The organism is Kribbella sp. NPDC058693, from assembly GCF_042715335.1.
In the GTDB taxonomy this organism is placed as follows: Bacteria; Actinomycetota; Actinomycetes; order Propionibacteriales; family Kribbellaceae; genus Kribbella; species Kribbella jiaozuonensis.
Genome location: NZ_JBHXSQ010000001.1, coordinates 1147206 through 1160687 on the forward strand (window position 1 = coordinate 1147206; position 13482 = coordinate 1160687).

Below are 13482 nucleotides of genomic sequence, written 5' to 3' on the forward strand. Positions count from 1 at the left end.
GAACACGCTCGCCGCGCAGCACTCGAGTCGCCGCACCATCACTGCAGCCGCCCGCCAGGACTGCCATTGAGATCGTTCAACCACTTGGACGGATGGCGTCCCGGCTTGGATAACAGTTACAGCGTCTCAGACGCTGTCAGCGAGCCGGCCCCGAATCGCGCAGTCGGTTGCTGGTGCAACGAAGCCGAGCGCATGTCGTCCCGGTTGTCGGCTCGCCGGGATGACGTGCGATGCCGGGATCACTGTGCTGTCCTGGAACAGCACGGAGAGTGACACCGGGGGTGGCAGTGGCGGAGAAGGTGGTGCGCACCAGGCAGGTCACACTTCACCGGCTGTGGCGCAGGCCGACGAGCGCCGACGAGTTGTTCGATGTACTCGACCACGAACAGCTCGACGAGCTCGAAGACCTCGACTTCGGACCAGTCACGGTGGCGGACTGCTCCGGCTTGTGGGTCCAGGGTTCGTTTCGTACCAAAACAAGCGAGTCCGCCGAGTGGTGCGCGGCGGCCTCCCGCACGCTCGGCCACACCGTGCATTTCGCCGACACGCACTCCGCCGGCCTGCTCGAGCTGATCGTGGACGACGCGGCATACGCGATCGCCTACGGACAGGGATACCGTCTGCTTCCCGGTGAGGCGAAGGACCATCGGTTCGGGCTGGAGTTCGCGATCCGCGCCCTCGACCCGACGCACGTGCACAAGCTGATGCGACGCCGACCCGGCGCCAGAGGTCGAACCGAGGTCACGCTGATGCCCAACGGATCCGCGATCTGGGCGTTCGACGTCGCCGACGCCTACGCGGACCTGGTCGGACGCGCCAGCGGCAAGTCGCAGACAATCCAGCTGAGTCGCTCACGTCCGACACAGGCGACCTCGGTCGACGGCGGCGTCGGGCTACAGATCCGGCTGGCAACCGATCCGGTCGAGCTCGTCTTCGACATTCGCACCATCGCCGGCGTTCTCAACCGGGAACGGCGTCCCGAACTCGAGTTCATCGACCGCATCACCCCGGTCCGAGATACCGACCTCGTCGATCAACTGGACGACGACGTCGAGAACCTCCTGACCGATACGCCAGAGAACATCAGCCATCGTCTCAGTGCCGTCGTACCAATGGACCTGGCAGAAGGGATCGAGGACGTCCGCGCCTTCAAGGTGCGGCTCGGCAAGAGCAACCGCACCTCCCCGGAGATCACCCTGGACGGACTACTGAACCAGGCGAAGATCGTCCGGGAACGCCCCAAGCTGGAGGCGTTCCGCAACGGCCGCGTGTACGCCTTCAAGGACGACGCCTGCACCCACCCGGTCGGCAGCAGCAAGGCGATCCAGTGGCTGGAGGCCACGGCAGTCCTGCCCAGGGACCGCCATTTCGCCATGGTCGACGGCAGGTGGTACGAGATCGACGCCGAGTACCGCAACCGCCTGCGGCAACGGGTACACCAACTGCTCGAGACCAGGTCGGACCTCGAGCTCCGGGCGTGGCGACCTGGTGAGACCGAGCGAGACTACAACGAGAACTCGGCGCTCGACCCCGACTTCGACTTCGTCTGCCTCGACCGCCGAGGGGTCAAGGACGAGTTCCACAACAAGTGGGGCTTCGAGGCCTGCGATCTGCTCGGGCCGAACAACGAGCTGATCCACGTCAAGCAAGCCACGAGTTCTTCACCGCTGAGCCATTTGTTCAGTCAGGCCTGTGTCGCTGTACAAGGCCTCGAAGGATCATCCCAGGCGCGGACCCGCTTCAGAGAGCTCGTACGGCAGCAAGGACGAGGACGCGAGCTCCCACACGACTTCGTGCCGACGAAGGTCGTGTTCGGCATCCTGCTCAAGAAGGGCGAAGCCGTCACGCCCAGCACGCTCTTTCCGTTCGCACAGGTCGCCTTGATACAGGCTGCGCGCATGCTGCAGTCCGCCCGAGTCCCGATCGACATCGAGGTCCGTGGAATACCACTCGCCGGTGTAGCTGCGCCAAACGATTGAAGGCTTTCAGAGATCGTGGATCCAACTGCGGTCCGCCTGGAGCAGTGAGGCATTGAGTGCCTCCTGGGGAATCCGCACGCCACGACCTAGGAGATCGACGATGTCCGCGCGAAGGGAGGAGTCGGGGATCCAGCTCGTCAGTGACGATGCCTCGTCGCTGAGGGCAGGTCTCTGGCCGGGTTGCTCGGATTCCGTCCTGAGGAGGCGTCGGTAGAGGCCGTTCGCGGGGAGGAGCGATGGCAGGGCCCCCTCGGCGGCTGTCGTGGCAGCGTTCCGCGGGATGCGCAGGCCGTCGACGTCGAGGTCGCCGAAGTAGCGAATGCGGGTTATCCCGGCGAGCTCACCGCAGGATCGTACGGATGCCTCGAACGCCCCGCCCGCGCCCCAGGCGAGGTGGCCGACCGGACCTGGATTGGTCGCGAGGGTGGAGCGGATGCTGTTGAAGGTGTTGTCGTTCTCGACGACGAGCAGCACGGGACCGTTGCCGATCCGTACTGACGGCAGCGGTGGATGAGTGCGGAACGTCCGCAACAGTTCGAGCGTCAGCCGACCCGGGCCGAACACTCCGGTCGACAGCAGCCGGTCGAGCTCCTTCTCGTGTTTGAAGATCTGCAGCGATCGCTCGCGTAGCGGAAGGACGTCCTGTTCCTTGCAGTGATCCCGCAACCATGTGTTCACAGCCTTGAGCCGGACAACCTGTCCCAGTGTCAAGCGTGTGTCGAGGACCCACGACAGCTCCGGCCGCCAGACGACAGTTCGTGCAACAGCGGCAGCCGTCGCGGGCGACGCGGCACGTGGAACGGTCACTCGGGTGGGCAGGAACGGACGGGCCGTGCGGTCGAGTGTCCGAGACAGCCTGATGAGCTCTGTCGCAGCAAGTTCGTCAAGGACATCAGCCAAGGCTTCACGACGTTCGGGCCGACCGGCTGAACCGGGATCGGCAACGTCCCAGAGCCCCCACAAATCGCTCAGCGGGATGGCTGTACGGTTGGCGTCATCGAGCGCGATGGCCAGCCGCGCAGCCCTTGGACTCAATGCCGCAACGCGATCAGCGCCGGTCATCGTCGATCCACGGGAGTGTCCGCGGCGGACGGCCGCCGATAGACCCGGCCGGCGGTCACCGTACCCGGCGCGGCGCCCTCGTCCGACGCGAGTTCGGTGTCGTCGTACGGTAGTGGCAAGACCCGTCGAACGACCTCCGCGACCTGGATATACTTCAGTCCGGCTCGCAGATCAGCGTCGTTGCGGAGCCGGACCCAGAGCGGAAACGCGGCCAGGACCCGGTCGTCGGTGATGCCCGTGGTGTAGATGAGCTGGACGCCGAGTGCCCTCGCGACGGACTGCTGCAGGTCGAGCAGGTACGACGCGTTCGCGCGGCCGATCGGGTTGTCCAGGAACAGCACGCCGGAATGCCGCGACCGCAGCTGCCCGCGCTCGTTGGCGCGCAACGCAGCCAGAGTGCAGTACAGCACGATGGCGGCGGTCAGTTCCTGGCCGCCGGAGAAGACCTCGTTCATCTCCTCGATGCTGACCCGTTCGTCGCGCAGTACAGAATCCGGCTTGAGTACGTCGACCGTGAATCCCTTCGGCACCGAAGCATGCACTGCTTCGAGTAGAAGACTCATGCCGTCCCGTTTCGACGAGGCAGCTCGCGATCCGCCGGCGCTCCGCGCCGCCAGCTCTGCCGCTATCCGGTCGACGACCTCGCCGACGTGAACGTTGACTGCTGCAGGATCTGGTTCCGAAAAGGCAATCCGCAGGAACGGCCGTCCGCTCCATTCGGCGAGATCTGCGGGGAGTCTCGACAGCCGGCCTGCTTGACGCAGCCCGCGCAGAGCATGGTCGACCAATGCAGCGAGGCGCTCCACGATTGCCTTACGGTGCCGGTTCACATTCTCCAGGTCGCTCGTCAAGGTAGCCAGGCGCGCGGTGAGCGAGGCGGACCAGTCCTCGGCCTGCGCGGCCAATCGGGTGTGCGGCGAGTCGAGGATGCTTCTTCGTGCCTGGTTCGCCAGGTTCTCGTACCGTTTCTGATTGGCGAACGCGGCCAGCTCCTGGATTGCCTCGCTCAGGTCCCGGCGACGAGCATCTGCTTGCTGCTTCGTCGATCGCAGCAGGTTGACCGCCTCGCTAGCGACGGATGCCGCTTTCTCGGGAGGTTCCGCGAACGGGTCGGGCGCCAGACTGGCGTCGGCGAGCTCACCGAGGAGGGCTGCCAGCGGCAGTACCGCCTCGTTGATCGCACGGGTCGACCGGTCTGCGTCCTGCAGTTGCTCGTTGAGCTTGGTCAGTCTGCCGTTGAGCTCATCCACTCGCGACTGGGCCGTGCGAAGTTCCTCCTGAGCCCGCAGCTGAAGTGCCTCGCCTTCGATGACACTGGATGGGAACCATTTGGGCGCCAAGGTCGTCCAGGACCGCCGGCCTGGTTCGGTGGGTGACGCGCTTCGGATGGACTCCTCGAGCACCCCGGTACGGCGGGTGACCTCGTTGAACTCGTTCTGCAGCCGATCTCTCCGACCACGAGCGTTGTGAGCGGAAACCGACCATGATGCTCGATCTGCGCCGACTGCGATCGTACGCAACTCCATTGCCTTCGCGACGTGCCGTTGGTCCCGCAACGACAGCTCCGACTGCAGTTCCCGCACCTTTGATGCCGCGTCGTCAGCCTTCCTGCGCAGATCAGGATCGGCTGCGACGGCCAGATATGTCTGTTGTGCCGCGATCGCTTCGTCCTTAAGCGTGGAGAGCGCGGCGACCGGTACGTCTGTGGATCGCTCACCGCTGGTCGAGACGACATCCTCGGCTGCGAATCGATGTCGAGCGGCACGAGCCCGCTCCTGCTCGGCAAGCCTTGAAAGTTCGGCGGCCGAAGTGCGGGCACGGCTCGCGCGTCCGCCCGCACGTTCAGCTTCCTTCAATTGGCGTGCAGCCTCGTCCTCGAGCGTGACCAGCCCCGCCTGTGCCCCCACTGCTGCGGTCGTGTACTCAGCCAACGCCTCGAGCGCGCGTAGCTTATCCGAGCGATCCCGTTCGAGTGTCGTCGACTGCTCCAGGGCCTCGACGCCTTTCTCGTACTGCTCCCGGACCCCGATCAGTTCCTCGATCAGCTCATCGGCTACTCCCCGTTCCCGGGCAGCTGATTCCTCCAATGTCTCCACATCCTGCTGGAGCTCCCCGAGCCGGCCGGGCGGGTTGTCCCGCCTCCACTGAGCAAGGGCAGAGCGAGCAGCCGCGACCGCTTGGAGCTGGTCGTTGAGTTCGGTCATGACGCCTGCCCTGCGCGCCATCGCATCGTGCAACTCGTCCCGCCTCAGGGTCGCGGCGTCCTCGTCGTACATCGCCGGATTCGGCTCAATGACGAAGCCGGACGGCCGGTTCTCATCTCCGGCATCCTCACCTGGCAAGGTGAGCAGGGTCGAGCCCGCTCCGACCTCGATCGCTGCCGCAGGCATCAAATTCGCAGCGCCGAGAGCATCGTGAGCGGCCTTCAGCTGCATCTGATCGGTCACCACTACACCGTCTGCGAGCGACGGGTGCGCAACTATGAGCTCCGCCCGTTCGGCTGCGGAGGCAGCTTCACGCAGATAGCGCCAGCCGTCGTGGGCCACCACGCCATGTGCGTCTAGAACTGCGAGTGCTTGCTGAACCTCCGGTCTCGCAGGCAGTAGGCCACCGTCCCCGAGTGCTTCGACGATGCGAGCGTCCTCCCGCTGCTCGGCCCGCAGGCCGTCCAGAGCGTCGGTATGAGCATCGATGTCACTGTCCAGCACCTCGAGCAGATGCTCGGCAGCAAGCTCGAGCCGTTCGGCAACAGCCTCATCGGTGGCAGGCTCGAGGTCATCGCCAACGGCGGCGGCGAGCGCCGGCAGCGCAAACGCTCGACCAGCCGCCCTCTGTGTCGCCTCGAGGTCACGGACCTTCGCGTCTGTGGCGGAGGCCGCGTGCCCGGCGCGTTTCTCGGCCTCTGCCACGCGTGGCTCGAAGCTCTTGACCGTGGCGGCGAGGTCCTCGACGGCTTGTTTGCCTGCGGCCATCCTCCGCTCGGACTCGCGATGCAGCTCGCCTGCCGTCAAGACGATCCCCGCGACCTCGGCGATCTTCGTGTGCTGTGGAACCAGATCCGCGCGGGCAGCCTTCTCAATCCGCCCCACAGCATCCGTGATCAACGCCTGTTGTGCCCGATGCCGTTCGCGAGCTTCTGCAGCCAGGCCGAGCGCGACGCTTCTGTCCCCATCGGCTGCCTCGGCCAGATCTCGTGCCCTAGCTGCTTCGTCAAGGTGGGTCAGCACGGCGCCGTCAGCGGCCTCCGCCTCTTGGTCGTACTTGGCCAGCAACCGGCCCGCGGTCAGGTCACGACGGCGCAGAGCCGGCGCCGCGTCTTCGTCGGCTGCTGCGACCTGTTCGGCGAGCTGCCTGGCTGTCGAGATCGCCAGCTCCCGTTCGGCAACGAGCGGCAGGATCTCCCACCCTGCCAACTCGAGTACGGCGCTCTGCTGCTGCTCTTCGATCGAGGCCTTCTGATGTTCCTCGTCAGCCAGCTCGAGCAGCAGCGTCTGGCGCTTCACTTCGTTGAGCATCGCCCGCGCGCTGTCTCGTTCGCCTTCACGGGTCGTCGCCAAAATACGCACGGTCGACTGCTCGGATCGAATTCCTGCGGCCGACGTTTCCTCGAGCTGCCTGCGCGCCTCAAGAGCAGCTGCCAGACGCTGCGCGGCAGCGATCGCCAGTTCACTGTCCCGAACAGCCTCCACGTCGCTCCTGTGTGCCTCGGCGACCAGATCGAGCCCGACGATTGCGCCTTCGAGGAAATCCCGCTCCAGCAACATGTCCTGCCGTTCGGCCAAGTTCGTCGCCCACTGCCGGAACGTCTCGGCGACCGAGCTGGCGTCCTCGGGATCGGTGATCGTCGTCAGCAGCCAATTCACGAACTCCTTGGACGACGCGTATTTGAACGCCTTGGCAGCCTCGCCCTCGTCGACGTTCATGCGGCGCTGGATGTCGAACAGGTCAGGCTCGATACCACGCTCCCGGAGGTGTTTCCTCCAACGCCCCTGTTCGTCACCCGCCCAGGCCAGCTGCGTTTCGGGAGCTCGCCTGTTGATCTCCTCAACTGTCTCGCGAAAACCTTCGAGACGACGTCTGCGGCCGTCCACGCTCACGGGCAGCGTACCGAGATCGAGCAGCTCGCCGGGGCGGAACGAGTACCACGCCTCGCTCAAGGCGCTCCCGTTCCCAGCCGTCTTGCTCCGCCGTTGGAAGACCTTGCCCGTAACCAGCAATTCGCCGGTATCGACGTGCATCCACTCGAGAACCACGTGCCCCGTGTCTGTGTCGAGAACGAACTTCTCGAGCGCAGCGCCGCCCACTGTGCTTCGGCGGCCCGGCAGGACGACGCTGAAGATCAGCTTCAGCAACACCGACTTTCCGCCACCGTTCTCGAGCAACAGCAGTGTGTACGGTGATGGCCGGCGCTCCGGACGGTCCAACAGGTTACGCGCCGGGACAGGCTCGCCCAGGTCGGACAGGTCCAGCACGACATCGCCGTACCGGGCACCTCGCGGACCGATGCCGATCAGCCGGGCTCGATTCAGCTCATACATCGTGTGGACCTCCAGGCGGGTGGCTTCATCGCAGGTCCAGGTCCTCTGTCGACCACTCGATCCGGGTTAGGGTGCCCGTCCCGTCGGTCACCGAGGTGATGCCGAGGGCAAGTAACTCCGAGAACATGCGTTGCCCTGCTTCGCGTACCTGTACGCGGTAGCGGCTGGTGGTGACGTAAGTACCCCCGTCGTCGCCGCTACGACGCGTCAGCAGGCCCTGATCGGCGAGGAACGTCAGCGCCTTGCCGACGATCCCCACGGTGGACGACGCGACGCGCCGACCGTCACCGGAGCCTGGCGTCGCGGCACGACGCGAATATACGCGCCACGCGGCTTCGAGGTCCGGAGCCCCGGGATCCGGGTCTTGCAGCTCCCTCTCCCGGGCTGCCGACTCGGCGAGCCTGCGCGCGGCCTCCCGGACGAAGGCATCCACGCCATGGACCGTGATGCGACCGACGTAGGCCGCATTGGACAGATCGGCCGGCCGCGGGTAGGCCAGCGCAGCTGCCCCCAGCTGAGCGAGCGCGTGGATGACCCGCTCGGCGGCCTTGCCCTCACCACCCGTGCGCTTGGCGTAGTCGGTCATCTTGATCGCGAAGACACTCTCCTCCGTGCTCGCGACAACCAGTCCATGGCGGATGTCAGCGTCCAGGATCACCAGGTCCAGGCCCACCGCGACCGCGCGGACGGTCTCGGCGAACGTGTCGTCGTCCTGGAAACGGCGCACCAGCACCCGGTAGGTGTCGTCGCGTGCTGGGAGGACCTTGGGTCGAAAGGAATAGGCGATGAGTCGCGCGGCATCGGCGACCGTGGTCATCGAACTGGCGACGGCATGCCCCGGCCGGTTCATGCCGCACCCTCTTGGCCACTTTGGTCACTCGGCGGGGCCGCGACCGAGCGCGCATGATCGGCCGAACGCAGCATCGCCCGTGCCACCAGAAGGTCCGACCCGCCGAACTCCACATCGTCCAGCGGTGTGCCGTCGTCAACAGCCATCAGGACGGAGTTGTCGTGATGACGTCGCGCCGTTGCGATCTCCTGCGCTGCCAGCGCTAGCACCCTGACGACCACGAGTAGCGGGAGCCCCTCGGCGTCCGGATCAGCAGCTTGGCGACGGCGAGCGTCGGCAAGGATGCCCGAAAGCCGCTGTGGCGCCTCCGGATCGAGATCCAGCAACGCATCGAGCTGGTCGTAGCTCGCATCGGGAAACCGCGGCGGCTCCTCGTCGTCCGACAGATCCGGGTCCTCGATCCGTCCTCCTAGCGAGTCGCGCTCGGACACCGGCGTGATCAGACCGTCGAACAGGTCCGCCAGCCGCAGTGCCGACGGGATGGTGAGGCCGACAGCCGATCCGAAGAAGCTCAGCAGCACTGGATCGGCCATTTCGATCGGGCAGGCCAGGGCAGGCATCAACAGCTGAGTGTGCAGGTCCAGCGCCGCGATCGCCGGCACAGCAGTGAACGTCTGCCTGTCCTGCTCCGCGCGGAACCGGTGACCTGCGCTCTGTAAAGCAGCCTGCAACTGGTCATGCCTGCGCAGACAGTCGCGTACGACGTCCACCAGCCGCGCGGCCTGTGCCTTACGACCGGTCGTGTCGGCCGTGTCCCGAACGTCGGTGAGGTTGACGAGGATCGCGTTCTCTGCGTGGTAGCGCTCTTCGATGTGGGTCAGGGCCTCGTCCAGAAACGCGGGCATCGTCACCGCCCAGTCGACGTTCCGCACGTCGCGGCTTGTCGCCTCCAGGCGCTGGCGGAGCATCTCGCCGTACTGGATCGTACGGTAACGGGCGTTCTGCGCAGCGGCCTGGGCCTCGTCGAGGCGGCCGCGTTTGATCAGGATCTCCAGCCGGACGTCGGCGGCGATGTGCGCGGCCTCGAGGTCAACCTCCAAAGCGCCGACAAGAACGTTGACTGCCTCGTTCGAGGCACGTAGATAAGGCTCCCCATCGGCGCCGAGCGTCTCCTCCAGCAACTTGAAGTCGAACACGAAACGGTCGTAGCCGTTCGGTCCGGGCACGCCGTACACGGTGCGGAAGCCCCGGTCCGCCGAACCGACGTTCAGGAGATTTTCTAGGACCCACCGACCCACTTTCTGATGCTCCGCAGGAGGCCGCTCCGGCGCCTGCGCCGCAACATGTTCGGACAGCTCACGCAGGACGGCGTCCGGCCGGGCTCCCGTATCGAAATCCATCGCCACCGTCACCAGGTCGATGGTCTGCAACGCAAGCTCCGCCATCTGGTAGACGGTGTAATCCGCCGTCTGCACCTGCGTCTTGCGCGCATCCAGGTCATGCAGCGGCGCAGTCGTTGCCAGCGCCTTTACCCGCTGCGCGAAAGCCACGCTCGCTGAGTTGTCTCGATCCAGCCCTTCATTTTCTACCCCCATGCGATCACCGTAAGCGACATCGCCGACAATTTGCGCCGGCCGCGAGTCGCGGAAGCCGCCACACGCCTCAGCTCAGCTGCTGGACGCGTTGCCGGAGGTAGGCGCCGCGCGATCACCTGCAGCCGGACGGACCGTCGGGCGAGCAAACGACCGCCGTCAGCCCGTGAGCCGGACTTAGGGCTCCAGTTCCCAAAGAGCGCTGGTCGGCATGGCGCGTAGCTTGGGGCCAAATGGGAGGGTGCGCTGGCCTGTGTGCAGAACGATGCCGGCGATGAAGTCGTCGCCGAGTCGGTCTTGGAGATGCCGTAGGCCGCGGAAGTCGTCAGAGCGTGGGGTGGATGATGCTTTGACTTCGATGCCCACCACCTGGCCGCGCCGGTTCTCGAGTACGGCGTCGACCTCGACTTGATCGCGGGTGCGGTAGTGGTACAGGTCGACACGCGTGTTGTTCCAGCTCTGTTGCCTGGCGAGTTCCATCAACACAAAGCCTTCGAGCAGCGGCCCGAACGCGCTCCCGGGTCGCTTGAACTGCGCGGTGTCGGCTCCCACCAGGTTCGCCGCGATCCCCGAGTCGGTTACGGCGACCTTCGGCGTGCCGGTGACTCTGGTGCTGAGGTTGCGCGACCAGGCAGGGATCAGCTTGATCAAGAAGATCTCCTGCAGCAGGCTCACATAGCGCGCGACCGTGTGATTCGCCAGCCCTGCCTTTCCGGCCAGCTCATTGATCACCAACTGTCCGCCGGAACGTGCGGCGATCAACCGGACCAGCTTCTCCATCTCGCCGACCTTCTCGATCTCGCCGACCTGGCTGACATCGCGCGTGATGAGGTTGCTGACGTAGGAGTCGAAGAACCGTTGCCGTCGGCGCGGCTGATCACGTGCCACCGCCTCCGGGAAACCACCTCGCACAACACGGGCGGCGTAGTCGGCACGCTCGAGACTCGACGCGTGCCGCAAGTCCGGGCCATGGGTGAAGATCGCGTCGATGAAACAGTCCGGTCTTCCGTCGATCTCTCCCTGTGCGAACGGCCACAACTCGATCGTTTCCATCCGCCCCGGAAGCGCATCCGGCAATGTCCGCAGACCCAAGACCCGCGCCGATCCCGTCAGCAGAAACTGACCAGGCACCCGTCGCTCGTCAACCCGCGCCTTGATCGAAAGAAGCAGCTCCGGGAGTCGCTGGATCTCGTCAATGATCATCGGCTTCGAACCCGCCACGAACTCCCGCGGATCCTCGCGGGCCGCCTCACGAATATCGGTGTCATCGAAGGTGTACCACTCCGCGTCCACCGCCGCCCCGACCAACCGCACGAGCGTGCTCTTGCCGCTCTGCCGCGCACCGTTCACCAGAACAACCCGGGTATCGGCCATCGCCTCCTCTATCAGCGCACGCGCATGGCGTGGCAGGACGCGCCCCAACGGTGACTCAGGCTCGGCCCGGGGTTCCAAATCATCGCTCACCCCCTAGAGTATGCCAGTGACTGCAAATCTGCCGCCAAGCACTCTGCAAATCTGCCGACCCACGGTTGCAAGAATGCCGACAGCTTGGCTGCAGGTCTGCCGCTTCTGGCGAGGCCTCACCGTTCGCGCCATTTCCGGGAAGGTCGTCGCCCCGGATCCGACGAACCGTGTGAGACTTTCGACCAGCAGACGTCGGAGGACGCGGTGCCTCCTGGAGGAGCGGCGATGGACGTCGAGGACGAGCAGATTTGCCGGCTGACTGATGATGCTCCGTCCGAGCGAGTGCGGATCCTTCCGATACATCCGGGCAAGCAGCGGCATCGGTCGGCGCTAAGTTCCTCGACAGCGAGAAGGCCGGTCGGCGATGATGGGGCCGAAGATCAAACATGCCCTGCTGATCGGTTATCCCGCCGCGACGGCGACCTCGGTAGCATCCTCGGTGATCGCATTGATCGACTGGTGGTATTCGGAGGCTTCGGCGACGTCTGTGTACTCCAGCAGGTCGCCGGCGACCGCCGCCAACAGATCCCGCACCTCGGCGGGTGTCGCATAGAAGAACTCCCGCCTGAGATTCACCCGGTTGACCCGGCGACTCATGAGGCGTCGATGCATCTCAGCTTCGACTCCGACGGCATCGTTCGAGAAGTGAATCGCGTGCACGTCGAAGTTGAACGGGACCGATGCATCCGACAACTCGCGGATCCGGTCCAGCGGCTCCAGCCTCCGGGTCATTCCGACCTTGACCATCCGCTCGCCGAAGGCACCCAGATTCGAGATAACGTAGACATAGCCCGCACGAATGTTGGCGGCCCGATAGTCGACATCCTCGATCGCCTTGTCGATCTCTCCCATCTCCGCGCGCATCCGGTTCACGGCGTCGACATCGCCCTTGTCCTCTAACGCCGCCAAGGCGTTCACGTAGTGGGCGCGCTCCCGTTCGAGCTTCTCCCGCTGCCGCTGCAACTCGAGCTGGGCTTGGCGCTCTTCTCTGAGACGAGCCTTCTCTTCCTTCTCACGTTCTTTCTCGACAGCGAGCTTCTCCAGGAAGTCTGCCGTCAATTCCAGTTCTTTGACTCGCAGCGAGTGGTACTCCGCACCGATGCGGATATCCATCGACTGCCCGAGCTTCTCAATCGTCGCCCTGGCCTTCGCCAACCGATCCTTCGAGGTCGCCAATTTGTAGGGCCGTAGGCCACGAACCAGATTGTCTGCCTCGTTGTTGTAGGCCCGGAGAAGCAGTTTCGAAAACTCCCGGACCATCTTCATTCCTTGCGCATGGGAGCCGTTCATCGTCATCGATTCCGAACCTGCCACCGCCCCGCCATCCTTACGGACCATGGCCTTGATCCGGTCCTGTAATCTGGCGAGTTCTGCCTTGTATGCCACAGAGTCGTCCAGTGGATGCGTGTACTCGTAGACACCTGCTTCTTGCAGAATAAGGACGTCTTCAGTCAGCACGGTCTGTGCGCGCAAGCTGTTCAGTCGCTCGGCGATTGCCGATTCCTCGGCCTTAATCGCGGCCAGCGTTGCCACGTGCCTGCCCTGCTCGGCTGCAATCTCGGTGGCCAGACCTGCTCGGCGTTCATCGATTTCGCGGCTCAGAGCGGCCTTCTGGGACCTGATGTCCTGGGCAAGCGCCGCGGTCGCTTCCTCGATCTCTCGAGTGAGCGCCGACTTCCGTTCCTCGATCTCGACCAGCGACAAGACGCCGAGCTTGTCGAGTTGTGCGCGCAGCGCGGCGTTCTCCGAGGTCAATTTCTGAACCTCGGCGGCCAGCTCTTTCGCCTTGCCCCGGGCACCGAACAGGCCGACGGTGAGATCCACGCCAGTCTCCTTCGGCACTGCTTCCTGCTGGACCGGAGCCTGTGGTGGCGCTTGGACTACCGGCGCCGACTGAAAGGACGGCAGCCCAGTGTCTGGCTGCCGCGGCACCCAGAAGACCCAGTTCGGCGGTGCGGGACCCCAGGCAGGGTCTGATTGCCACCCGTTCGGAGGAACCCAGTCTGCGCTCGGCGGTGGCGGCCAGTTCGGCGGCGAGTTGTATCTCCAGCCTGGTG

At 65.1% G+C, this 13482-nt stretch carries 7 protein-coding genes; 1 reads left to right on the forward strand and 6 read right to left on the reverse strand.

Annotation, left to right across the window (positions count from 1 at the left end):
* The first annotated feature begins 302 nt into the window (after positions 1-302).
* Entirely contained in the window at positions 303-1979 is a 1677-nt protein-coding gene (locus tag ACFWUU_RS05440; RefSeq protein WP_380172947.1) for a TIGR04141 family sporadically distributed protein, read from the forward strand.
* Positions 1980-1985: 6 nt separating this feature from the next.
* On the opposite strand, the gene ACFWUU_RS05445 is transcribed toward ACFWUU_RS05440, so the two are convergent.
* The 6 genes from ACFWUU_RS05445 to ACFWUU_RS05470 all read right to left on the reverse strand — a co-directional run bounded on the left by ACFWUU_RS05445 (position 1986) and on the right by ACFWUU_RS05470 (position 13249).
* Positions 1986-2657, reverse strand: a complete 672-nt coding sequence (locus ACFWUU_RS05445; RefSeq protein WP_380172949.1) for a Wadjet anti-phage system protein JetD domain-containing protein — start codon at positions 2655-2657, stop codon at positions 1986-1988.
* Between the two features lie 380 nt (positions 2658-3037).
* The gene (locus ACFWUU_RS05450; protein ID WP_380172951.1) at positions 3038-7579 is read right to left on the reverse strand and encodes a hypothetical protein; all 4542 of its coding nucleotides are present in this window, start codon (positions 7577-7579) and stop codon (positions 3038-3040) included.
* Between the two features lie 25 nt (positions 7580-7604).
* Positions 7605-8429, reverse strand: coding sequence for a hypothetical protein (locus ACFWUU_RS05455; protein ID WP_380172953.1), 825 nt, complete (start codon positions 8427-8429; stop codon positions 7605-7607).
* Positions 8426-9919, reverse strand: a complete 1494-nt coding sequence (locus ACFWUU_RS05460) for a hypothetical protein (RefSeq protein WP_380172954.1) — start codon at positions 9917-9919, stop codon at positions 8426-8428. The genes ACFWUU_RS05455 and ACFWUU_RS05460 overlap by 4 nt, the downstream gene beginning before the upstream one ends.
* A 219-nt stretch (positions 9920-10138) precedes the next feature.
* Positions 10139-11425 (reverse strand): ATP-binding protein, encoded by a 1287-nt coding sequence (locus ACFWUU_RS05465; protein ID WP_380172956.1) that lies wholly within the window; start codon positions 11423-11425, stop codon positions 10139-10141.
* A 402-nt stretch (positions 11426-11827) separates the two neighbouring features.
* Complete coding sequence (locus tag ACFWUU_RS05470; protein ID WP_380172958.1) at positions 11828-13249, reverse strand: DUF4041 domain-containing protein; 1422 nt, start codon at positions 13247-13249, stop codon at positions 11828-11830.
* Positions 13250-13482 lie beyond the last annotated feature (233 nt).

Coding starts and splice junctions, on each gene's coding strand:
- ACFWUU_RS05450 (WP_380172951.1), bottom strand. CDS start 7,579: ATGTATGAGCTGAATCGAGCCCGGCTGATCGGCATCGGTCCGCGAGGT.
- ACFWUU_RS05455 (WP_380172953.1), bottom strand. CDS start 8,429: ATGAACCGGCCGGGGCATGCCGTCGCCAGTTCGATGACCACGGTCGCC.